Source organism: Lelliottia sp. EB106-05-01-XG201 (assembly GCF_058791735.1).
The window spans coordinates 4,655,003-4,679,036 of record NZ_JBYTDV010000001.1; the positions used below are offsets into that span (position 1 = coordinate 4,655,003).

Consider the following 24,034-nt stretch of genomic DNA (forward strand, 5'->3'; position numbering starts at 1 on the left):
ACTGCTTCGAGCCGTCTTTTCACCCTCGCCCCTTTGGGGAGAGGGCCGGGGTGAGGGGTGAAATTCCCGCGATCCCCATCACATTCTCATAAGCATCTCTTATCTGACGCGAAGCGAATTAAATTTCGTAAATTGCCCACATTTATTCGTTTGCTGAACCGTTTTCGCAGCAATTGACGACGGGGGTTTTACGTGGCTTTATAAAGGGAGATGACAAATAAATGTCCAAAAGTTTTCTGAATGGGCATAAACAAAAATGATGGGGTGACTGGGTTTTTATGAACGAACAATATTCCGCGTTGCGTAGTAATGTCAGTATGCTCGGCAAAGTGCTGGGAGATACCATCAAGGACGCGCTGGGAGAGAACATTCTCGACCGCGTTGAAACCATCCGTAAGCTGTCCAAATCCTCCCGTGCAGGAAATGAAGCGAACCGCCAGGAGCTGCTCACCACCCTGCAGAACCTGTCCAACGACGAGCTACTGCCCGTCGCGCGCGCGTTCAGCCAGTTCCTGAATCTGGCTAACACCGCCGAGCAGTACCACAGCATTTCGCCAAACGGCGAGGCTGCCAGCAACCCGGAAGTGATTGCCCGCACCCTCAGAAAACTCAAAGACCAGCCCGACCTCAACGAAGAGACCATCAAAAAAGCGGTCGAATCCCTGTCGCTGGAACTGGTGCTGACCGCACACCCGACCGAGATCACCCGTCGTACGCTGATCCACAAAATGGTGGAAGTGAACAACTGCCTGAAGCAGCTGGACAACAAAGAGATCGCCGATTACGAGCGCAACCAGCTGATGCGTCGTCTGCGCCAGCTGATTGCCCAGTCCTGGCACACGGACGAAATTCGTAAATACCGCCCAAGCCCGGTGGATGAAGCCAAATGGGGCTTTGCGGTCGTGGAAAACAGCCTCTGGGAAGGTGTGCCAAACTATCTGCGCGAGCTCAACGAACAGCTCGAAGAGAACCTGGGCTATCGCCTGCCGGTCGATTTTGTCCCGGTCCGCTTTACCTCCTGGATGGGTGGCGACCGCGACGGTAACCCGAACGTCACCGCGGAAATCACCCGCCACGTCCTGCTCCTGAGCCGCTGGAAAGCCACCGACCTGTTCCTGAAAGATATTCAGATCCTAATCTCTGAGCTGTCGATGGTGGAAGCTACGCCTGAGCTGCTGGAGCTGGTCGGCGAAGAGGGTGCCAGCGAGCCATACCGTTATCTGATGAAAAACCTGCGCAGCCAGCTGCTGGCCACCCAAGCCTGGCTGGAAGCACGTCTGAAAGGCCAGCGCCTGCCTAAACCGGCGGGGCTGCTGAGCCAGAACGAACAGCTGTGGGACCCGCTGTACGCCTGCTATAAATCTCTGCAGGCCTGCGGCATGGGCATCATCGCCAACGGCGAGCTGCTCGACACCCTGCGCCGCGTGAAGTGTTTCGGCGTGCCGCTGGTGCGTATCGATGTGCGCCAGGAAAGCACCCGCCACACCGAAGCGCTGGGTGAACTGACCCGCTACCTCGGCATCGGCGACTATGAAAGCTGGTCCGAAGCCGACAAGCAGGCCTTCCTGATCCGCGAGCTGAACTCCAAGCGCCCGCTTCTGCCGCGCAGCTGGGAACCCAGCGAAGAGACCAGCGAAGTGCTCAACACCTGCAAGGCGATCGTTGATGCGCCGAAAGGATCCGTTGCCGCCTATGTGATCTCCATGGCGAAGACGCCGTCCGACGTGCTGGCCGTGCATCTGTTACTGAAAGAAGCCGGTATCAGCTTTGCGCTGCCGGTGGCGCCGCTGTTTGAAACCCTCGACGACCTGAACAACGCTAATGACGTGATGACCCAGCTGCTGAACATCGACTGGTATCGCGGCTTTATTCAGGGCAAACAGATGGTGATGATTGGCTATTCCGACTCCGCAAAAGACGCGGGCGTGATGGCAGCCTCCTGGGCGCAGTATCAGGCGCAGGACGCATTGATCAAAACCTGCGAAAAAGCAGGTATCGAACTGACCCTGTTCCACGGTCGCGGCGGCTCTATCGGTCGCGGCGGTGCTCCGGCTCACGCAGCATTGCTGTCGCAACCGCCGGGCAGCCTGAAAGGCGGCCTGCGCGTCACCGAGCAGGGCGAGATGATCCGCTTCAAATACGGTCTGCCGGAAGTGACCATCAGCAGTCTGTCGCTCTACACCAGCGCGATTCTGGAAGCCAACCTGCTGCCACCGCCGGAGCCAAAAGACGCATGGCGTCATATCATGGACGAGCTGTCGGACATCTCCTGCGACCTGTACCGTGGCTACGTGCGTGAAAACAAAGACTTCGTGCCATACTTCCGCTCAGCAACGCCTGAGCAGGAGCTGGGCAAACTGCCGCTCGGTTCACGTCCGGCGAAACGTCGTCCTACCGGCGGGGTGGAATCCCTGCGCGCCATTCCGTGGATCTTCGCCTGGACGCAAAACCGTCTGATGCTGCCCGCCTGGCTGGGTGCCGGTGCGGCGCTGCAAAAAGTGGTCGAAGACGGCAAGCAAAGCGAGCTGGAAACCATGTGCCGCGACTGGCCGTTCTTCTCTACCCGTCTGGGGATGCTGGAGATGGTGTTCTCGAAAGCCGACCTGTGGCTGGCGGAATACTACGACCAGCGCCTGGTCAAACAGGAACTCTGGGGTCTGGGTAAAGAGCTGCGCGAATTGCTGGAAGGTGATATCAAAGTGGTGCTGGCTATCGCCAACGATTCGCATCTGATGGAAGATTTACCCTGGATTGCCGAGTCCATCCAGCTGCGTAATATCTACACCGACCCGCTGAACGTACTCCAGGCAGAGCTGCTGCACCGCTCCCGTCAGGCGGAAGAAGCAGGCAAAGAACCGGACCCTCGCGTGGAGCAAGCGCTGATGGTCACCATCGCCGGCGTCGCCGCTGGCATGCGTAACACGGGCTAATCCGTAGGCCCGGCAAGCGCAAGCGCTGCCGGGCAATACTTCGGTATTCACACCATGCAATACGATATCAGCCAAATCCTGACCGACCTGATAAACGGCGGTTTACCGCTCCAGCAAGTGCATTTCGCTAACCCTACGTCTCCCCCACCAGAGCTGGCCCTGCAGGTTGATTTTCCGCGTCTGGAGATCCTACTCGAAGGCTCCGTGCAGGACGCCTCGACGGGCGTTTTGCACCCAAACGATGTTCTGTACGTCCCGGCGGGTGGCTGGAACTTTCCGCAATGGCAGCAGCCTGCAACTGCCCTGAGCATTTTGTTCGGCAAGCAGCAGCTGGGTTTTAGCCTGGTGCAATGGGATGGTGTTGCCCTGCGCAATCTGGCAAAACAGCACGTGGCGCGTCGTGGGCCACGCATTGGCTCTTTCCTGCTGCAAACACTGCATGAAATGCAGATGCAACCCCAGGAGCAGCAAACCGCGCGCCTGATTACCTTAAGCCTGCTGAGCCACTGTACCGACCTGCTGGGCAGTCAGATCCAGACCGCCTCTCGTAGCGAAGCCTTGTTCGGCGCCGTGCGCGACTACATTGATGAGCACTACGCGTCACCGCTCACCCGCGAATCCGTCGCCAAAGCGTTCTATATCTCGCCCAACTATCTGTCGCATCTTTTCCAGAAGACCGGCGCGGTAGGGTTTAACGAGTATCTGACGCAAACCCGGCTGGAGCACGCGCGCCAGTTATTGAAGGGGTATGATCTGAAAGTAAAAGAGATCGCGCACAGCTGCGGATTTATTGACAGTAACTATTTTTGCCGACTGTTTCGCAAGAATACGGAACGTTCGCCGTCGGAGTATCGCCGCCAGTACCACAGCCAGCTTACCGGTAAGACGGCTAATCCAGAATAAGCTGGGTGTGCTGCGGGGCCGATAGCATTTTACGCGCTGCGCTCATCACTTTTTGCGGATCGCGCAGGAACGCGTTGATACCGCACTTCACATAGCGACACTGGTCGAACCGCTCCATTCCCGCCAGCTCGATATCGGTAATCAGCAGCACCACTTCCGCATGACGGATGTCTTCGTCAGTCAGCTCGCTTTCAATTCCGAGCGCCCCCTGCGTTTCGATGCGAACAGCCCATTTTTCCTGGCCGCACAGCTTTTCCAGCCGTTCGGCGGCCATGTAGGTATGGGCGACACCGCTGACACAGGCGGTGACGGCGGCAATTCGGTGTCCCGCGTTCGCTGTCATATTAACCTCCAAGGGTGACCAAAAATCCTGCCCGCTCGGCCATCTGTCGCAGGGTGGCGATCTCCTCTTCCGTGGGGACGGCCACCTGATTCATGGTCCATTCCTGTCCGAGCAGCCGGTATTTTGGCTCTCCGTACTGATGAAAAGGCAACAAATGCAGCTGCCGTATTCCTGAGGGTATCAGAAATGCCAGCACGCGATTCATATTCGCCTCACTCAGCGTAAAACCTGGAATAAGCGGCACGCGCGGGATCACGTTGATACCCTCCTCCGCCAGACGCAGAAAATTATCCAGCACCCGCGGCAGATTCATCTTCACCACGGTTTTCGCCTGTTCCGCATCCATAATTTTCAGATCGAATAGCACCTCATCACACTGCTTTGCTAATGGCAGCAAACGAGACAGCGGCGCATCGCCTGCGGTCTCGATGGCGGTGTGAATCCCCCATCGGCGCAGGCGCTGCAGGAGCGCAGTAGCAAACGGCGCCTGCATCAACACTTCGCCGCCAGAGAGCGTCACGCCCCCGCCGGAGGAGCGAAAAAAGACCTCGTCTTTCATCACTTCGCGCTCGAGCTCATCCAGCGTCACGTCGCGCCCAATGTGCTCAAACGCACCGGAAGGACACTCCTCGGCGTCCCGCAAACAGGGCGCACAGTGCAGGCATTTGCTCTCTCGGCGAACGGTTTCAATCTTCGACGAGATCGATTCCGGGTTCGCACACCACGGGCAGGTGTGGGGGCAGCCTTTAAAAAAAACCACCGTGCGAATGCCGCGCCCGTCGTTCAGGGAGTAACGCTGGATATTGAAGATCCGCGCCACATCGGCGCGGGTCTCGATCACTTCACAGCTGATGCGCGGTGCGGCGGATAATGTCATCCTGAATCTCCTTCGACAGCTCGACAAAGAAGGCGCTGTACCCGGCCACGCGGACCACCAGCCCGGCGAAATCCTGCGGACGCTGCTGGGCTTCGCGAAGCGTATCCGCATTCACCACGTTGAACTGAACATGCTGCAGTTTTAGCTGAGTAAAGGCGCGCAGGAAATCGGCCAGTTTTTGTAATCCCGCCTCCCCCTCCAGCGTCGCCGGTGTGAATTTCACGTTCAGCAAGGTGCCATTCGAGAGCAGATAGTTATCCAGCTTACTCACGGATTTCAGCACCGCCGTCGGGCCCTGCATGTCCTGGCCGAGCATCGGCGACAGCCCGCCGTCCGCCAGCTGTTCACCAGCAAAACGCCCGTCCGGAGTGGCCCCAACGACAGCCCCGAGCGGCACGTGCGCGGAGACGGTATAGGAGCCCGGCGTGAATTGCCCCCCGCGCGGGTTGCGATATTTTTCGACCTCTTTGCAGTAGTGGCGCAGAAGTTCGGCGCTGATGTTGTCGACCTCGTCGATATCATTGCCATATTTTTCAAATCGATTGATCAGCCTGGCGCGAATTTTTTCGCCTTCTGGCGTGGCGAAGTTTGCCTTCAGTACCGCCAGCAGCTCATCAAAGCTTAAGCGCTGCTGTTCAAACACCAGCCCTTTCAGGGCATGCAGCGAGTCGCTCAGGTTGGCGATACCAATGCCCTGCACGCCGGAGAAGTTATACCGCGCGCCACCGTCGGTGATGTCTTTGCCGCTGCCGAGGCAGTCGCTGATAAAGGATGAGAGCAGCGGAACCGGTGCCCAGTCGCGATGGCCAATGTCACAGATGTTGCTGCCTTCGACCATGAGCGCGATGTAGTGGTTAATTTTATGGCGGATATGGTCGAGCAGTGCGTCATAACTGAGATCCGCATTGCCTTCGTTCTCCTGCATGGCGATTTCCATCACTTTCAGCAGGTTAAACATGGCGATATCGTGCAGCCCGTAGGTTTTGCCCGGAATGGAGAGTTCCACGCAGCCGACCACCGCATAATCGCGCGCATCTTCCAGCGACACGCCGCGGTTCAGGAACGCAGGCACCACCACTTCGTCATTGAAAATCTGCGGAATACCGGTGCCCAGACGGATGGTTTCCGCCGTCTTGAGCAGGAAGGGTCTGTCGATAAACTCATTTACCCGCACGCCGAGGTTCGGCTGAGGAAGCTGGATGCTCTGATACGCATCAAGACACAAGAATGAGAGCACGTTGACCGCGCTGCGGCCATTCTCCGTCAGGCCGCCTAACAGTGCGGTGTAGCCCGTCGGGAAACCGGCAAAATAGCGGGCGCTGCTGGTCGAGCGCAGCAGTACCACGTCGTTGCATTTCACCCACAGGGATTCTAATACCTCTTTGAGGAACGCCGGGTCTGCGCCCTGGGTCAGCGAGGCCTGATAAAACGGCAGCATATACTGATCGAAACGTCCGATAGAGAGCGAGCTGGCGTTAGATTCATACTGCAAAATGACGTTCATGTACCAAAACAGCTGACACGCCTGCCAGAAGGTTTGCGGCTTGTGCTGAACATTGTGGCGCGAGTTTGCGGCGATGGTCAGCAGCTCCTGGCGACGCGGTTCGTCATAACCTTCAGCCATCTCTTCCGCCAGCACCGCATAGCGCAGAATGTGGCGCTGTGAGGCTTCAAGCAGCATTAACGCAGCCTGATAAAAGTCGTTCTCCGGCTCGCGCTGGCAGTGTTCGTGCATCTCTGCCACCAGCGCGCCCAGCCCGTTATTGAGCAGGCGCGGGTAATCAATGATGATGTGCCCCTGGCCTTTGTCCGTCTGGTTAACGCTGAAAATCTGCGTGCTCACTGCCGCTTTTACTTCATCCGTCATCTGGCTGTTGATGAAATCCTTCATCGAGCGTTTTTCCCAGTACGGATAAAGCACATCGCGATAGAGGCGTTTGTCCTCTTCGCTGATGGTAAAGCGATCCTGCGGTCGGGTGGCGAATTGCTCCAGCTCTTTCAGCAGCCAGTACGGGTCCATTTCGGGCGACATAATTCCGGCACGCGGCTTCACCGTACGGTTACCGGCAATCAGTTCGTCATCACGAATCGCGATCTCAACGTGGTCGAGAATATACGCCGTCGCTTTCGCCCGACGCAGAATGACCGGTTCGCCTTCCGTCTGCTGATGGCTTTCGGTATAGAGCAGCGCACGTTCAAGGGATATTTCACGCGGGCTGGCGAACAAAGCGTCTTTCAGGCGCTGAATACGATTCGTCATGAGGGAACTCCTGTAGCTGAAAACAAGCCCGCCTCGAAGGGCGGGAGGACGTCAGGCGGTTTGCGCCAGGTGGGCATCAATTTTGTTCATGATGGCGTCAGCGCGTTTCACCGCATCGCTGATGTTGACGCGCACGATGGTTTTCCCGGCGAAGCGCTCTTCAAACTTAATGCCGATATCTTTGGTCAGGATGACCATATCCGCCGCCGCAACGTCTTCAGCGGTCAGTTCATTTTCCAGACCGATAGACCCCTGGGTTTCAACTTTGACTTCCCAGCCTTTGGCTTTGGCGGCGCTTTCCAGCGCTTCGGCGGCCATGTAGGTATGGGCAACGCCAGACGGACAGGCAGTGACTGCAATAATTCGGGCCATGTTCTCTTCCTCACTCAGTTAATTTCGAAATCCAGATCCAGGTCGTCTTCTTTTTCCTCGACCTGCTTCGTGTTCTTACGCGCAATACTTTTGAGCACGTTGACGCTGACCGCGGTGACGACCGCACCCACGGCGACGGCGGCGATGTACCCGAGCTTGCCTTCCACCACGGGCAGAACAATCAGGCCGCCCCATCCGGCATAACACTGCGCGCCAAACACCGCGGCGGTGACTGCGCCACAGGCGGAGCCGAGCATGATGGAGGGGATCACACGCAGCGGATCGGCGGCGGCAAAGGGAATCGCCCCTTCCGTCACGCCCACGCAGCCCATCACCAGCGCCGCTTTACCCGCTTCGCGCTCTTCCGCATTGAAATTCTTACGATTAATCAGCGTCGCCAGACCGAGACCTAAAGGCGGAACGCAAATCCCAACCGCCGCGATGGCGACCACCGTATAGACCCCCTGCGCCACGCAAATCAGCATGAAGGCGTAGGCCACTTTGTTGATGGGGCCACCCATGTCAAAGGCCAGCATCAGCCCCATGATGACGGCGAGAACCACGATGCTTCCCTGCTGCATGCCCTGCAGCCAGTGCGTTAAGCCGGTGGTGAGCGCGCCAACAGGTTCGCCGAGACCCCACATCATGATCCCTGCGGTCACAAAGGTGCCGATGATAGGAATGATGAAAATCGGCATTACCGAGCGCAGTACTTTCGGCACCGGCAGTTTTTTCAGGTAGAAGACCACGATACCGCCGAGGATCCCGGCGATGATGGCGCCGAAGAAACCGGCGCCGAAGCTGTTACCGACCCAGGCCGCGATAGCACAGGGCGCGAGCGCCGCACGTTCAGCAATGGAGTAACCGATATAGGCCGCCAGGAATGGCACCATCAGCGTTAAGCCTGCCACGCCGAGATCGAACAGTTTTTTCAGATTGGGATCGGTGGCCGCGTCCGGGACCGCACCCTTGCCGTAAAGCATGACTGATACGGCCAGCAAAATACCGCCTGCGACGACGAAGGGGATCATGTGCGACACCCCAGTCATCAGATGCTGCCGCGTGTTCTTGAGAATATGCACCAACTCTTTCATGTGTCGCTCCCGGGCTTTTATCTGCCCATATCCATAGAGATGTTGTGGCAAACAATAGGCAATCGGGAAGACGGCTGACAGTGGACAAAAAGGCCATTTGCTGGATTTTTGTAATGTAGAAAGAAAAATGCGATCCGCCTCGTAATTTCCGCCCCGCGTCGAAGTGCCCAAAAACAGAGAACCTGTGAGTCAAATCTCACTTTTAGCCAGACATTACATTTGTCCAGCGTTTGGCAGTTTTGTCACATGGCGCGGTTCGTCGTCACGCTCGTATGCTTTCCCCTAATAGTGGTTTGGGATTTCAGGAGTGTGCGTATGACCCAGGTAGTCGAGTTTGTCTGTGAGTTGCCCAATGGCGTCCATGCCCGTCCGGCAAGCCATGTTGAAACGCTGTGCAATACCTTTGCCTCGCAGATTGAGTGGCACAATCTGCGCAGCGATCGTAAAGGGGACGCCAAAAGCGCGCTGGCGCTGATCGGCACCGACACCCTGACGGGCGATGCCTGCCGACTGCTCATTACAGGCGCAGACGAGCTGAACGCCCATCTGCGTCTGACGCAGTGGCTCAAAGAGGAGTTCCCGCACTGCGACGCCCCGCTGGCCGCCGCCATCAGTACCGATCTCGATCCGCTGCCGGAATCCCTGACCCGCCTTAACCCGACGCTCTTTCGCGCCCTGCCGGTGTGCAGCGGGAGCGATCGCGGCGTACTGACGCTACTCACTTCACTCGATCTCAACGCGCTAACGTCTCTTCCTGCTGCGAAAAGCCGCGAAGAGGAGCAATCTTCGCTGGATCAGGGTCTGACGCTGCTGGTGAAAAGCATCGAACTTCGCGCCCTGGACAGCGACAGCACGGCGAGCGCGATTCTGGAAGCCCATCGCTCGCTGGCGACAGATACCTCGTTGCGCCAGCACCTGCTGGCGGGCGTCAATCAGGGGCTGAGCAGCGCCCAGGCGATCATCGCCACCGCAAATCATTTCTGCGCTGAGTTTTCGCGCTCCAGCAGCAGCTATTTACAGGAACGCGTGCTCGACGTGCGCGATGTCTGCTATCAGCTGTTACAGCAGATCTACGGCGAACAGCGCTTCCCGGCACCGGGCCAGCTGACGCAACCGTCCGTCTGTCTTGCCGAGGATCTCACGCCAGGTCAGTTCCTCGAGCTGGATAAAACCCTTCTGAAAGGTCTGCTGCTTAAAAGCGGCGGGACCACCTCTCATACGGTGATTCTGGCGCGCTCCTTTAACATCCCGACGCTGGTCGGTGTGGACAGCGACAGCCTGCTTTCGTGGCGCGACCAGCCGGTATTTATTGACGGCAATGCCGGGGCGGTGGTGGTGAATGCAAGCCCGGCGGTTGCCCGTTATTACCAGCAGGAACAGGCGGTACAGAAAGCACTGCGCGAACAGCAAAGCATCTGGCTCGATCGCGAGGCGAGAACCGCAGACGGGTTGCGCATTGAAATTGCCGCCAACATTGCCCATTCGGCAGAAGCCCAGGCCGCCTTTGGCAACGGAGCCGAAGGCGTGGGCCTGTTCCGCACCGAAATGCTCTACATGGATCGTGCCAGCGCGCCCTGCGAAAACGAGCTGTACAACATTTTTTGCCAGGCACTGGAGAGCGCGAACGGGCGTAGCATTATCGTGCGCACCATGGATATCGGCGGTGACAAACCCGTCGAGTATCTGAATATCCCGGCGGAGAACAATCCGTTCCTCGGCTATCGCGCGGTGCGTATTTATGAAGAGTACGCCGCGCTGTTCACCACCCAGCTCAGGGCGATCCTTCGCGCCTCGGCCCACGGCAGTCTCAAGATCATGATCCCGATGATCTCCTCGATGGAGGAGATCCTGTGGGTGAAAGAGAAACTCGCCGAAGCCAAACAGCAGCTGCGCGCCGAGCATATTCCGTTTGAGGAGAAGATCCCGCTCGGCATCATGCTCGAAGTGCCATCGGTGATGTTTATCATCGACCAGTGCTGTGAAGAGATTGATTTCTTTAGCATCGGCAGCAACGACCTGACGCAATATCTGCTGGCGGTCGACCGGGATAACGCCAAAGTCACACGCCATTACAACAGCCTGAATCCGGCGTTCCTGCGGGCGCTCGATTTCGCCGTGCAGGCCGTGCATCGTCAGGGGAAATGGATTGGGCTTTGCGGCGAGCTGGGGGCAAAAGGCTCGGTGTTACCGCTGCTGGTCGGGCTGGGGCTGGATGAACTCAGTATGGGTTCGCCGTCGATTCCGGCGACCAAAGCACGCATGGCCCAGCTCGATAGCCGCGCCTGCCGTCAGTTGCTCAACCAGGCGATGGCGTGTCGCACCTCGCTGGAAGTGGAGCATCTGTTAGCCCAGTTCCGCATGAATCAGCAGGACACGCCGCTGGTGACGCCGCGCTGTATTTCACTCGATAACGACTGGTCCAGCAAAGAAGAGGTCATGAAAGGCATGACCGACAAGCTGCTCCTGGCCGGGCGCTGCCGCTATCCGCGCAAACTGGAAGCCGATTTATGGGCGCGCGAAGCCGTGTTCTCTACCGGTTTGGGTTTCAGTTTTGCCATTCCCCACAGCAAATCTGAGCACATTGAACAATCCACCATCAGCGTCGCGCGCCTCAAAGCTCCCGTGCAGTGGGGTGACGAAGAGGCGCAGTTCATCATCATGCTGACCCTCAACAAACACGCCGCAGGCGACCAGCACATGCGCATTTTCTCGCGTCTGGCGCGGCGCATCATGCATGAAGATTTCCGCAACGCGCTGGTCAACGCCAGCTCCGAAGAGGCCATCGCGGCCCTGCTGCAACGTGAATTAGAACTGTAAACAGAGGAAGAGTCATGGAACTGTATCTGGATACCGCCAACGTGGCGGAAGTTGAACGCCTCGCCCGTATTTTCCCGATTGCTGGCGTTACCACCAACCCAAGCATTGTCGCCGCCAGCCGCGAATCACTCTGGGATGTATTGCCGCGCCTGCAAAAAGCCATCGGCCCGGAGGGCATTCTGTTTGCTCAGACCATGGGCCGCGATGCCGAAACGATGGTCGCCGAAGCCAAGCGTCTGAATAATGTCTTTCCCGATATCGTGGTCAAAATCCCGGTAACCGCGGAAGGTCTGGCGGCGATCAAGATCCTGAAAAAAGAAGGCATTACCACGCTCGGTACCGCCGTTTACAGCGCAGCGCAGGGTTTACTCGCCGCGCTGGCAGGGGCGAAATATGTCGCGCCTTACGTGAACCGCGTCGATGCCCAGGGCGGGGACGGCATTCGCATGGTGCAGGAGCTGCAATCCCTGCTGGAACTGCACGCCCCCGAGAGCAAAGTGCTGGCCGCCAGCTTCAAAACTCCGCGCCAGGCACTCGACTGCCTGCTCGCCGGATGTGAGGCAATCACCCTTCCTTTAGATGTAGCGCAACAAATGCTCGGTACGCCCGCGGTAGAGTCGGCTATAGAGAAGTTCGAGCACGACTGGAAAAACGCGTTTGGTAACCTCAATCTCTAAGGGAGAAACGTTATGGACCGTATCATTCAATCACCGGGAAAATACATCCAGGGCGCGGATGTGCTTACCCGCCTCGGCGACTACCTGAAACCGCTGGCCGCACGGTGGCTGGTCGTCGGTGATAAATTCGTTCTCGGCTTTGCCGAAGAGACGCTACGTCAAAGCTTCAAACATGCTGAACTGCATGTCGAAATTGCACCGTTTGGCGGCGAATGTTCCCAGAATGAAATCGACCGCCTGCGCAAGCTGGCGAAAAGCGCCGATTGCCAGGCTGTCCTCGGCATAGGCGGCGGCAAAACTCTGGATACCGCGAAAGCGCTCGCCCACTTTATGGATGTGCCCGTCGCCATCGCCCCAACCATTGCCTCTACGGATGCGCCGTGCAGCGCCCTTTCGGTTATCTACACCGACAGCGGCGAGTTTGATCGTTATCTGATGCTGCCGCACAACCCAAACATGGTAATCGTCGACACCAAAGTGGTGGCCGGAGCGCCTGCGCGTCTGCTGGCCGCCGGGATTGGCGATGCGCTGGCGACCTGGTTTGAAGCGCGGGCCTGTTCCCGCAGCGGCGCGACAACCATGGCGGGCGGGAAATGCACCCAGGCCGCGCTGGCGCTGGCCGAGCTGTGCTACAACACGCTTCTCGAAGAGGGTGAAAAGGCGATGCTCGCCGCCGAGCAGCACGTGGTGACACCCGCGCTGGAACGCGTGATTGAAGCCAACACCTACCTGAGCGGCGTGGGCTTTGAGAGCGGCGGGTTAGCCGCGGCGCATGCGATCCACAACGGCCTGACCGCGATCCCGGATGCGCACCACTATTATCACGGTGAAAAAGTTGCCTTCGGTACGCTCACCCAGCTGGTGCTGGAAAACGCTCCGCTGGAGGAGATCGAAACAGTGGCCGCGCTGTGTCACAGCGTGGGCTTGCCGATTACCCTGGCGCAGCTGGATATCAAAGAGGATATTCCGGGGAAAATGCGTCTGGTGGCAGAGGCATCCTGTGCGGAAGGCGAGACGATTCACAACATGCCGGGCGGTGTGATACCGGATCAGGTATACGCGGCATTATTGGTCGCCGACCAGTATGGGCAGCGTTTTTTGCATGAGTGGGAATAGTTGAAAGTGCCGGGTGGCGCTGCGCTTACCCGGCCTACAAAACCCGTAGGCCCGTGCAAGCGAAGCGCCGCCGGGCAAAAAAATCCCCGCCTCGGCGGGGATTTTCATGAGCTCAGAATCACTGCACGTCGAAACGATCCAGGTTCATCACTTTCACCCAGGCGGCAACGAAGTCCTTCACGAACTTCTCACCGGCATCCTGGCTGGCATACACTTCCGCCAGGGCGCGCAGAACCGCGTTAGAACCGAACACCAGATCGGCACGCGTTGCGGTGTATTTCACCTCTCCGCTCGCACGATCGCTGCCTGCAAACAGTTCGTTTGAGCCATCGGTGGCTTTCCATTGGGTGTTCATATCCAGCAGATTGACGAAGAAGTCATTGCTGAGCACGCCCACGCGATCTGTGAAGACACCATTCTGGCTGCCGTCAAAGTTGGCTCCCAGCACGCGCATCCCGCCCACCAGCGCGGTCATTTCTGGCGCGGTGAGCGTCAGCTGCTGCGCTTTGTCGATCAGCAGAGATTCTGTTGTCGCGGCATCCTGCTGGGAACGGTAGTTACGGAACCCATCGGCAACCGGCTTGAGCAGATCGAACATCTCGATATCCGTCTGATCCTGACGCGCATCCACACGGCCCGGCGTGAACGGTACGTTGACGTAAACACCTGCCGCTTTCGCAGCCTGCTCAACGCCCACGACACCGGCCAGCACGATGATATCGGCCAGTGAGGCTTTGTGTGCCGATTTATAAATCGCTTCCAGCGTTGGCAGAGCTCGCGCCGCCGCCGCATTCACATCCCAGTCGCGCTGCGGAGCCAGGGCCAGACGCGCACCATTCGCACCACCGCGCTTATCGCCGCCACGGAAGGTGGACGCCGACGCCCAGGCAACCGACACCAGTTCGCTGACCGTCAGCCCGGAAGCGGCAATGTCCGCTTTCAGACTTTCAATATCTGCAGCCGTTGGCTGGAAGAACGCCTGTGGCAGTGGGTCCTGCCAGATCAGATCTTCTTTCGGTACTTCCGGTCCGATGTACCGTGCTTTTGGCCCCATATCCCGGTGCGTCAGTTTGAACCACGCGCGGGCAAAGGCTTCGTTGAACGCCTGCGGATCGTTGAGGAAACGACGAGAAATCTTCTCGAATTCCGGATCCATGCGCAGGGTCAGGTCGGTAACCAGCATGGTTGGTTTGCGTTTTTTCGACGGGTCGAACGGATCAGGAATCATCTCTGGCGCGTCGACGGCTTCAAACTGAATCGCGCCTGCCGGGCTGCGCGTCTGTACCCATTCGAATTTGAACAGGTTCTCGAAGAAGTAGTTGCTCCACTGAGTTGGCGTTTGCGTCCAGACCACTTCCAGACCAGAGGTGATGGCGTCTGCGCCCACACCGCTACCGTGGGTGCTCGCCCAGCCCAAACCTTGTGATTCAATCGGAGCCGCTTCAGGGTCAACGCCGACGTGCGTCGCTTCTGCGGCGCCGTGGGTTTTACCCAGCGTGTGGCCACCTGCGATCAGCGCCACGGTCTCTTCGTCGTTCATACCCATGTTGCCGAAGGTGGCGCGAATAGCCGCCGCCGCAGACAGCGGTTCACCGCTGGCATTTGGGCCTTCCGGGTTGACGTAAATCAGCCCCATTTCGGTGGCCGAGAGCGGGCGTTTCGCCAGCGCTTCAGGATCGCGATGCGCCAGCCAGGCTTTCTCGTCGCCCCAGTTCACATCCAGATCCGGTTCCCAGACGTCTTCACGCCCGGCACCGAAACCAAAGGTACGGAAGCCGGAGTTTTCCAGCGCCACGTTACCCGCGAGGATAAACAGGTCGGCCCAGGAGATTTTCTGGCCGTATTTCTGCTTGATTGGCCATAACAGACGGCGCGCCTTATCAAGGCTGACGTTGTCCGGCCAAGAGTTCAAAGGAGCAAAACGCTGTTGACCGCGCCCTGCGCCGCCGCGACCGTCAACAGCACGGTAAGTGCCTGCGCCATGCCACGCCATACGAATAAACAGGCCCGCGTAGCTGCCCCAGTCGGCTGGCCACCAGGGTTGGGAATCGGTCAGAAGGGCTTTGAGATCGCCTTTCAGTGCGGAGTAATCGAGTTTGCTGAATTCTTTGCGGTAGTCGAAGTCTTCACCCAGCGGGTTCGAACGGTCGGAATGTTGATTCAAAAGATCGACGCGGAGTTGTTTTGGCCACCAGTCGCGAGTGCTTGTACCGGCCCCCGCGCTTTGGTCAGGCCCGCCGTGATGAAAAGGGCACTGTCCGGTTGATAACGTGTTATGGGTATCTTCTGTGCTCATATCTCTATGCTCCCTCTACTGTATTTACCTTAAAGATATACACCTCTGCTTAGAAGGTATAGTTGAGATAACGCACGGATTCGATAGTTATTTCCGTTTAATACACCCTGGAAATTATAAGTTCATTGTCAGGCGAGGCGGGAGCGTTGATATGGCAGGGAAAGCGGGAAAGTCTAAAAACAAAAAACCCTCCGAAGAGGGTTTTTCAATCACAGGCCAGGGCGGACGCCGAGGGTGTGACAGATGGCGTAACTCATTTCGGCGCGGTTCAGGGTGTAGAAGTGGAAGTCTTTCACCCCTTCGCGGCTCAGGATTTTCACCATGTCCATCGCGATATTCGCCCCCACCAGCTTGCGGGTTTCGGCGTCATCATCCAGCCCTTCATACATTTTCGACATCCACAGCGGGATGCGCACGTTGGTCATGTCAGCAAATTTCTTCGCCTGCTTGAAGTTCGACACCGGCAGGATGCCCGGAATGATTTCCACATCGATGCCCGCGGTGATGCAGCGGTCGCGGAAACGCAGATAGCTTTCGACGTCGAAGAAGAACTGGGTGATCGCGCGGTTTGCACCGGCATCCACTTTGCGTTTCAGGTTGAGCAGATCCGCCTGCGCGCTTTTCGCTTCCGGATGCACTTCCGGATACGCCGCCACGGAGATGTCAAAATCGCCGACCTCTTTCAGGAGCGCCACCAGATCGGTTGCGTACATGTCCGGCTTGCCGCTGCCCGGGGGCAGGTCGCCGCGCAGGGCCACGATATGGCGAATGCCGTTGTTCCAGTAATCCTGAGCGATGGTGCGCAGTTCGTCGCGGGTCGCGTCGACACAGGTCAGGTGCGGTGCCGCTTCCAGACCAGTGCGATCCTTGATGCCCTTAATAATGCTGTGCGTACGGTCGCGCTCACCGGAGTTCGCGCCGTAAGTCACCGAGACAAACTTCGGCTTCAGGCTGCTCAGGCGATCGATAGAGCTCCACAGGGTTTGCTCCATTTCACTGGTGCGCGGCGGAAAGAATTCAAAAGAGACGTTAATCTGGCCCTGCACTTCAGCCAGGCTCTGATTCAGGGCTTCCCGCTGGTTGGCGTGAAAAAAGCTCATACCTTACCTCATCAATCGCGTGTCATTGTTGTTGTGTTGTGAACTGCTATACGTTTAGACGTCTAGATGTAAAAATGACGGAAAAGCGGGATGCCGTCAACAGAAATCATCGGCAAATACGGTGAGGAATGTTCAGGGAAGATGAAGAAGGTTCATGATGGTGGGTGGGTGCGGCCTGATGCCCTCACCGCGGCCCTCTACCCAAAGGGGCGAGGGGGAAAAGACGGCTCCGAGCAGTCCCCTCTCCCCTTTGGGGAGAGGGTTAGGGTGAGGGCGAGGGTTTAAAACCTACAGCAGCTGCGCCAGACGATTAATATCCGACTGAATCGCCCCGGCGGTGACGTCGCGTCCCGCGCCTGGGCCGCGAATCACCAGTGGGTTATCGCGATACCAGCGGCTTTCGATGGCGAAGACGTTATCGCACGGCAGCAGCGCCGCCAGCGGATGCTCAGGGCGGACCGCTTCCACGCCAACGCGCGCTTTGCCGTTGGCGTCAAAACGGGCCACGTAGCGCAGGACCAGCCCCATTTCGCGCGCGGCTTCCAGGCGTGAGACCATCTGTTCGTTCAGCTCGTCGCCGTTCTCGAAGAAGTGATCGACAGATCCCTCTTCGCAGCCCGACGGCACCAGCGATTCCACGCGCACCTGGCCGGGTTCGATGTCGTAACCCGCTTCACGCGCCAGGATCACCAGCTTGCGCATCACGTCTTTCCCGGCGAGATCCACGCGCGGGTCGGGCTCGGTCAGCCCCTGCTGCCACGCCTGATCCACCAGATCCGTAAACGGAACCGTACCGTCGAACTGCAGGAACAGCCAGGAGAGCGTGCCGGAGAAAATTCCGCTGATCGCCAGAATGCTGTCGCCGCTGTCGATCAGGTCGCGCACGGTGTGGTTGACCGGCAAACCGGCGCCCACGGTGGCGTTATACAGCCAGTGACGACCGGTTTTTTCAAACGCGTCGTGGATCTGACGGTATTTATCGGTGCTGCTTGCGCCCGCCAGTTTATTGGCGCTGATGACGTGAAAACCGTGGCTGGCGAAATCGAGGTACTGATCGGCCAGCTGCTCGCTGGCGGTGACATCCAGCACCACCAGATCGTCGTACGGGTGCGCACGCATCCACAGGAACAGCGATTCTTCGTCCTGCTCGACCGCTTCATCGTTGAAGAAAGCGAGAGCACGGCTGGCGTCGAGACCCTCGTAGTTCAGCAGGCTGCGGCGGCTATCCACCACACCCGCGAGGACAAATTCAAAACCGGTGCGCGCAGAGAGCGTGGTTTGCTCGCGGGCAAACAGCTCCAGCCAGCGGGAACCGATATTGCCCTTCCCGAACAGCACCAGACCGATACGTTTTTCGGCGCGGAACAGGGTGGTGTGCAGCCCCTGAATCAGGCTCTCGGTTGGGCCTTTGCGCAGTACTGCCACCAGGCTAATGCCCTCTTCCGACTGCCAGGTGAACTCCACCGGCTGGCCTTTCAGCTGTTGCCAGAAACGGTGGCAATGGAGCGGATTACGGGTGACACCCGCGCCGACCATCGCGACCAGCGCCAGCCCCTGACGCAGGCGAAGTTCGCCCGGAAGACCCGCTTCATCAAGAATTTTCAGCGCGCTGTCCGCCACTTCTGCGGTGTAGCAGAACTGCAGCAGCTGGCGGTCATTGTGTACGCCAACGGCCAGCGGACGCACCTGAGCGCGCTTGAGGATCAGGTCGATATCTTTGTGTGCCAGTTTGAAATCTTGTCCGGCAGGCACCTGGAATTCGATAAGACAAATGTCATCATGGCTGGTGACGATACGCGCCCCGGTACCCGATGCCAGCACGCGTTCGATGCGGGTCGAGCCCTTATCCGGCGTGTAGCTGCAGCGCAGTTGCAGGTCGATATCGCTGCCGGAAACCGGCTGTAAGGTACGCGCGTGAAGCACCGGCGCGGCCAGACGGGCCAGCTCGCTGGCTTCGTCGAGACGCAGGAGCGGCAGCAGGCAGGCATCTTTCACTTTGCGCGGGTCGGCGCTGTAAACCCCGGCCACGTCGCTCCAGATGGTGACGCGTGATGCGCCCGCAAGAGCGCCGATTTGCGTTGCCGAGTAGTCCGAACCGTTACGGCCCAGCAGCACGGTTTCGCCCGCATTGCTGCGGCTGATAAAGCCCGTCACGACGATGCGTTTGCCCGGATGCTGCACTAACAGCTGTTGCAGAAGCGGATAAGAGAGACCTTCGTCGACCTGCGGCTGTGCCGCACGTTCCGCGCGCAGGAAATCACGCGCGTCAAGCCACGCGGCTTCCAGCCCTTGCTGTTCAAGGACCGCAGCCATCAGGCGCGCAGACCAGACTTCGCCGTGGCCTACTACCTCAGCGTAAACCGCATCGGTAATGCCGCTGTCCAGCAGTCCGGCCAGACGCTCAAGATCGTGCACAAAAGCGCTGATAAGAGCATCTGCCGCGTCCGCTGGCAGGAGGCCCGAGATCAAATCGCTCTGATAGCGGCGTAATGTTTGTTGAACCTGATGCGCAGAAAGGCGATCGGTCTGGCTTAATTTCAGCCAGCTAATCAACTGGTTGGTAGTGCTGCCTGCCGCCGAGACAACCATCATGTCGCCCGGCATCGAATACTCCGCCATGATCCCTGCGACACGCAGGTAACATTTCACATCAGCAAGACTACTACCACCAAACTTGTGCAGCTGACGACCCTTCGCCCCTGCCTGCGCTATCACACTCATGATTACCCCTTGGCTGCGACCCGGAAGGCATTTTCCAGATCGGCAATTAAATCTTCACAGTCTTCAATACCGGTTGAGATGCGTAACAGCGTCTCGGATATTCCGGCGGCGGCACGCGCCTCTGGCGCCATGCCTGCGTGCGTCATGGTCGCGGCGTGGGAGATCAAGCTCTCGACTCCCCCTAAGGATTCCGCCAGCGTAAACAGTGACAACCCGCTCAGGAAGCGACGCAGCGTTTGCTCATCGCCATCCAGTTCAAAACTTAACATCGCGCCAAAACCTTTCTGCTGGCACGCGGCAATCTCGTGGCCCTGGTTTTCCGGCAGCGACGGGTGATACAGCTTTTTCACCAGCGGCTGGTTCTTCAGGAACTCGACAATCGCCTGGGCATTGCGCTGCGCCACTTCCATGCGCGGCGACAGCGTACGCAGACCGCGCAGCAGCAGATAGCTGTCGAACGCTGCCGCAGTGACACCAATGTTATTGGCCCACCATGCCAGTTCGGTGACAACATCAGGATCTTTGGCAATCACCACCCCGGCGACCACGTCAGAGTGGCCGTTCAGATATTTAGTGCATGAATGCAATACCAGATCCGCACCCAGAGAAAGTGGGTTCTGCAGCGCCGGACTGAGGAACGTATTATCCACTACACTTATCGCTCCCGCATCCCTTGCGAGCTGACAAATTTTCGCAATATCGACGACGCGCAGTAATGGATTGCTTGGACTTTCCACCAGGACCAGCTTTGGCTTTTCGGCCAGCGCCGATTTTAGTGCCTGCTCATCGTTCTGATCGACGAATAAAACGCGATAACAGCCGCGTTTCTCCAGGCTGTCGAACAGACGGTAGCTGCCGCCGTAGCAGTCGTGCGGGGCCACCAGCAGATCGCCAGGTTTCAGGAATACGGTGGTCACCAGGTGAATGGCCGACATGCCGGTATTGGTCAGGACTGCGCCCGCACCACCTTCCAGCTCCGCCAGCGCGCGTTGGGTTACGTCACGCGTAGGGTTGCCACGACGCGAGTAGTCATGCGCACGGGGTTCATTAAATCCGGTGAAATTGTAAGTACTGGAAAGATGAATCGGCGGGACAACGCAGCCGTACTGCTCGTCATCATTCAATCCGCTACGCACTGCGATAGTGGCCTGTTTACGCGTCATGGTGAAGGCTTCCTGGCTAATGAGGTGAAAAGTCAGGCACCAGAGTAAACACTGAAACTATAGACGTCAATACATCTGGACATCTAAACTTCTTTGCGTATAGATTGAGCAATGCGAGAATAGCCGTTAAAATTACATGCTTTAGTGCACGCCGCAGTGGCAATATCCGTGTCACGGTATCGTCCTTACGGTAAACTACGCGAGATTACGGTTGAAAGCCTTATCGAATGTAAGGTTTTAGCCTTTATTAATGACAAAGAGGATTAAAGGTCTCATGGCTGAATGGAGCGGCGAATATATCAGCCCATACGCTGAGCACGGTAAGAAGAGTGAGCAAGTAAAGAAAATTACGGTTTCCATTCCTCTGAAGGTGTTGAAGATCCTCACCGATGAACGCACGCGTCGTCAGGTGAACAACCTGCGTCACGCGACCAACAGCGAACTGCTGTGCGAAGCATTTTTGCATGCGTTTACTGGTCAGCCGTTGCCGAACGATGAAGACCTGCGCAAAGAGCGTAGCGATGAAATCCCGGAAGCGGCGAAAGTGATCATGCGTGAACTGGGTATCGACCCGGATACGTGGGAATACTGAATTGCAGATACAAAAAAAGCGCCTTTCGGCGCTTTTTTTTCGGGTAGCTTATTTAGCGCCCGGGATGCTGAAACGCTTGTTGAAGCGGTCAACACGGCCACCGGTTGCAACGTCACGCTGCTTACCAGTGTAGAACGGGTGGCACTGACCACACACGTCCAGGTTCAGATCGTGACCCACTGTAGAGCGGATTTTGATCGCGTTACCGCAAGAGCAGTTTGCAGTAATAAAATCGTATTTCGGGTGAATATCTTTTTTCATGGGGAGAACCTCAGTTAAGGCCGCGTCGCTCTTCCAGCCCTAACGCCAGACACCACGCGATGTTGAATGTATGTTCTTTGAAGCAAAATGCACCAAAGGCGGCGAATCATACAGAATATGACCAGCGGTTGCAAACTGATCCGCACACCTCCAGCATCTAATGTGTATACTAACGCGCCACTTTTCAAGTCAGGAAGATTCGATGCCCGTCGCTCACGTTGCCCTGCCCGTTCCGCTTCCCCGCACCTTTGACTATCTGCTGCCCGACAGCATGAGCGCCAAAGCGGGCTGCCGCGTGAGCGTGCCGTTTGGTAAGCAACAGCGCGTCGGGATCGTGGTGTCCGTGAGCGACAAAAGCGAGCTGCCGCTCAATGAACTCAAAGCGGTGGTGGAAGTGCTGGACGACGAGCCCGTTTACTCGTCCAGCGTCTGGCGACTGCTGCTGTGGGCCGCGGATTACTATCACCATCCGATTGGCGACGTGCTGTTCCACGCCCTGCCGATTCTGCTGCGTCAGGGCAAAAGCGCCAGCCACGCGCCGATGTGGTACTGGTTTGCCACCGAGCAGGGTCAGGCGGTGGATATCAACAGCCTGAAGCGTTCCCCCAAACAGCAGCAGGCGCTCGCCGCGCTGCGTCAGGGACGAATCTGGCGGCATCAGGTGACAGAGCTGGATTTTAACGACGCGGCGCTGCAAGGGTTAAGAAAGAAAGGTCTGTGCGAGCTCGCCAGCGAATCCCCGGCGCTGCTGGACTGGCGTGATGGGTTTTCCGTGTCGGGTGACAGGCTGCGTCTCAACACCGAACAGGCCACCGCCGTCGGGGCGATTCACAGCGCGTCGGATCGATTCTCCGCCTGGCTGCTCGCGGGCGTCACCGGTTCCGGTAAAACGGAAGTGTATCTGAGCGTTCTCGAAAACGTCCTCGCCCAGGGCAAACAGGCACTGGTGATGGTCCCGGAAATCGGCCTCACGCCGCAAACCATCGCCCGTTTTCGCGAGCGCTTTAACGCTCCGGTGGAAGTGCTGCACTCCGGTTTAAATGACACCGAACGCCTCAGCGCCTGGCTGAAAGCCAAAAACGGCGAGGCGGCGATTGTGATTGGCACCCGCTCGTCACTCTTTACGCCGTTTAAAAATCTCGGCGTGATTGTGATCGACGAAGAGCACGACAGCTCCTATAAACAGCAGGAAGGCTGGCGCTATCACGCCCGCGATCTGGCGGTGTATCGCGCTCACAGCGAACAGATTCCGATCATCCTTGGCTCGGCAACGCCCGCACTGGAAACGCTGCACAACGTGCGCCAGCGCAAATATCACATGCTGCGCCTGACGCGCCGCGCGGGGAATGCCCGCCCGGCCACGCAGCACGTGCTGGATCTGAAAGGTCAGCCGGTGCAGGCGGGTCTCGCGCCCGCGCTAATTGGCCGTATGCGCCAGCATTTGCAGGCCGATAATCAGGTGATCCTGTTCCTGAACCGCCGCGGATTCGCGCCGACGCTCCTGTGCCACGACTGCGGCTGGATCGCCGAGTGCCCGCGCTGCGACCATTATTACACTCTGCATCAGGCGCAGCATCATCTGCGCTGTCACCACTGCGACAGTCAGCGCCCGGTGCCGCGCCAGTGCCCGTCGTGCGGCTCGACGCATATGGTGCCGGTGGGTCTGGGTACCGAACAACTCGAACAGGCCCTCGCGCCGTTCTTCCCCGGCGTGCCGCTGTCGCGTATCGATCGCGACACCACCAGCCGCAAAGGGGCGTTGGAGCAACAGCTGGCCGAAGTGCACCGTGGCGGCGCGCGGATCCTGATTGGCACCCAGATGCTGGCGAAAGGTCACCACTTCCCCGACGTGACGCTGGTCGCCCTGCTGGACGTTGACGGCGCGCTGTTCTCCGCCGATTTCCGTTCCGCCGAGCGCTTTGCCCAGCTTTATACCCAGGTCGCAGGCCGCGCCGGACGCGCCGGAAAACAGGGCGAAGTGGTGCTGCAAACCCATCACCCTGAACATCCGCTGCTGCAAACCTTGCTGCATAAAGGCTACGACGCCTTTGCCGATCAGGCGCTCGCCGAGCGTCAGACGCTGCAACTGCCGCCGTGGACCAGCCACGTGATTATCCGCGCGGAAGATCATAACAATCAGCAGGCACCGCTTTTCTTACAGCAGCTGCGCAATCTGCTGCAGGCCAGCCCGCTGGTCGATAATCAGCTGTGGATTTTAGGCCCGGTCCCGGCGCTGGCCCCGAAGCGCGGGGGCCGCTATCGCTGGCAGATTCTGCTCCAGCACCCGTCCCGCGTGCGTTTGCAGCACGTTATCAGCGGCACGCTGGCGCTGATCAACACCCTGCCCGAAGCGCGCAAAGTGAAGTGGGTTCTCGACGTCGATCCCATCGAAGGTTAAAGAACGGTGCGAGAGCGATCGAAAAGTTGAACGCATCTCACACTTTTTATGAAAATTCTGTAACCGCTTCCACAAACTATCTGTAAAAATGGATGAGTCAGAAGTTCTGTGGTC

17 protein-coding genes are annotated in these 24,034 nt (G+C 58.2%); 7 read left to right on the top strand and 10 right to left on the bottom strand.

Features of this window, described 5'->3' with window-relative positions; translation table 11 throughout:
* Positions 1 to 278 precede the first annotated feature (278 nt).
* Together ppc and AC3WS9_RS21780 are read left to right on the top strand one after the other, a co-directional pair.
* On the top strand, positions 279 to 2,930 hold the full coding sequence (ppc, locus tag AC3WS9_RS21775; protein ID WP_282492129.1) for a phosphoenolpyruvate carboxylase: 2,652 nt from the start codon (positions 279 to 281) through the stop codon (positions 2,928 to 2,930).
* A gap of 54 nt (positions 2,931 to 2,984) precedes the next feature.
* Positions 2,985 to 3,833, top strand: coding sequence for a helix-turn-helix transcriptional regulator (locus AC3WS9_RS21780; RefSeq protein WP_492490240.1), 849 nt, complete (start codon positions 2,985 to 2,987; stop codon positions 3,831 to 3,833).
* Here AC3WS9_RS21780 and AC3WS9_RS21785 read toward each other — a convergent pair.
* The 5 genes from AC3WS9_RS21785 to AC3WS9_RS21805 are packed head-to-tail and all read right to left on the bottom strand — an operon-like array spanning position 3,820 to position 8,779.
* Positions 3,820 to 4,176: a PTS fructose-like transporter subunit IIB gene (locus AC3WS9_RS21785; RefSeq protein ID WP_492490241.1), complete on the bottom strand. Its 357-nt coding sequence runs from the start codon at positions 4,174 to 4,176 to the stop codon at positions 3,820 to 3,822. The genes AC3WS9_RS21780 and AC3WS9_RS21785 overlap by 14 nt on opposite strands.
* 1 nt (position 4,177) lies before the next feature.
* Positions 4,178 to 5,053 carry a [formate-C-acetyltransferase]-activating enzyme gene (locus AC3WS9_RS21790; protein ID WP_492490242.1) on the bottom strand — a complete coding sequence of 292 codons (876 nt, stop codon included), beginning with the start codon at positions 5,051 to 5,053 and terminating at the stop codon, positions 4,178 to 4,180.
* Positions 5,019 to 7,313 (bottom strand): formate C-acetyltransferase, encoded by a 2,295-nt coding sequence (locus tag AC3WS9_RS21795; protein ID WP_492490243.1) that lies wholly within the window; start codon positions 7,311 to 7,313, stop codon positions 5,019 to 5,021. Before AC3WS9_RS21795 ends, AC3WS9_RS21790 begins: the two co-directional genes overlap by 35 nt.
* A gap of 51 nt (positions 7,314 to 7,364) precedes the next feature.
* A complete protein-coding gene (locus AC3WS9_RS21800; RefSeq protein WP_023326311.1) occupies positions 7,365 to 7,685 on the bottom strand; it encodes a PTS fructose-like transporter subunit IIB in 321 nt (106 codons plus the stop codon).
* Between the two features lie 14 nt (positions 7,686 to 7,699).
* Entirely contained in the window at positions 7,700 to 8,779 is a 1,080-nt protein-coding gene (locus tag AC3WS9_RS21805) for a PTS fructose transporter subunit EIIC (protein ID WP_282492133.1), read from the bottom strand.
* Positions 8,780 to 9,094: 315 nt separating this feature from the next.
* Here AC3WS9_RS21805 and ptsP point away from each other — a divergent pair, with 315 nt between their 5' ends.
* Genes ptsP through gldA form a run of 3 tightly spaced genes read left to right on the top strand, consistent with a single transcriptional unit; the run spans position 9,095 to position 13,389 of the window.
* Entirely contained in the window at positions 9,095 to 11,596 is a 2,502-nt protein-coding gene (gene ptsP / locus AC3WS9_RS21810; protein ID WP_492490244.1) for a phosphoenolpyruvate--protein phosphotransferase, read from the top strand.
* A 14-nt stretch (positions 11,597 to 11,610) separates the two neighbouring features.
* Entirely contained in the window at positions 11,611 to 12,273 is a 663-nt protein-coding gene (gene fsa / locus AC3WS9_RS21815; RefSeq protein ID WP_492490245.1) for a fructose-6-phosphate aldolase, read from the top strand.
* Between the two features lie 12 nt (positions 12,274 to 12,285).
* Entirely contained in the window at positions 12,286 to 13,389 is a 1,104-nt protein-coding gene (gene gldA, locus AC3WS9_RS21820) for a bifunctional L-1,2-propanediol dehydrogenase/glycerol dehydrogenase (protein ID WP_285146534.1), read from the top strand.
* Positions 13,390 to 13,507: 118 nt separating this feature from the next.
* On the opposite strand, the gene katG is transcribed toward gldA, so the two are convergent.
* From katG to metB, 4 genes are all read right to left on the bottom strand, one after another.
* The gene (katG, locus tag AC3WS9_RS21825; RefSeq protein ID WP_324723219.1) at positions 13,508 to 15,685 is read right to left on the bottom strand and encodes a catalase/peroxidase HPI; all 2,178 of its coding nucleotides are present in this window, start codon (positions 15,683 to 15,685) and stop codon (positions 13,508 to 13,510) included.
* Between the two features lie 209 nt (positions 15,686 to 15,894).
* Complete coding sequence (metF, locus tag AC3WS9_RS21830) at positions 15,895 to 16,785, bottom strand: methylenetetrahydrofolate reductase (protein WP_285148568.1); 891 nt, start codon at positions 16,783 to 16,785, stop codon at positions 15,895 to 15,897.
* Between the two features lie 288 nt (positions 16,786 to 17,073).
* Positions 17,074 to 19,506, bottom strand: coding sequence for a bifunctional aspartate kinase/homoserine dehydrogenase II (locus AC3WS9_RS21835; RefSeq protein ID WP_285146531.1), 2,433 nt, complete (start codon positions 19,504 to 19,506; stop codon positions 17,074 to 17,076).
* A 2-nt stretch (positions 19,507 to 19,508) separates the two neighbouring features.
* A complete protein-coding gene (gene metB, locus AC3WS9_RS21840) occupies positions 19,509 to 20,669 on the bottom strand; it encodes a cystathionine gamma-synthase (protein WP_492490246.1) in 1,161 nt (386 codons plus the stop codon).
* A gap of 274 nt (positions 20,670 to 20,943) precedes the next feature.
* Between metB and metJ the strand changes: the two genes are divergently transcribed.
* Positions 20,944 to 21,261, top strand: a complete 318-nt coding sequence (gene metJ, locus AC3WS9_RS21845; protein ID WP_015960995.1) for a met regulon transcriptional regulator MetJ — start codon at positions 20,944 to 20,946, stop codon at positions 21,259 to 21,261.
* Between the two features lie 48 nt (positions 21,262 to 21,309).
* Here metJ and rpmE read toward each other — a convergent pair whose 3' ends face one another.
* Entirely contained in the window at positions 21,310 to 21,522 is a 213-nt protein-coding gene (gene rpmE / locus AC3WS9_RS21850; RefSeq protein ID WP_015960996.1) for a 50S ribosomal protein L31, read from the bottom strand.
* 202 nt (positions 21,523 to 21,724) lie between these two features.
* Between rpmE and priA the strand changes: the two genes are divergently transcribed.
* A complete protein-coding gene (gene priA / locus AC3WS9_RS21855; RefSeq protein ID WP_492490247.1) occupies positions 21,725 to 23,920 on the top strand; it encodes a primosomal protein N' in 2,196 nt (731 codons plus the stop codon).
* Positions 23,921 to 24,034 lie beyond the last annotated feature (114 nt).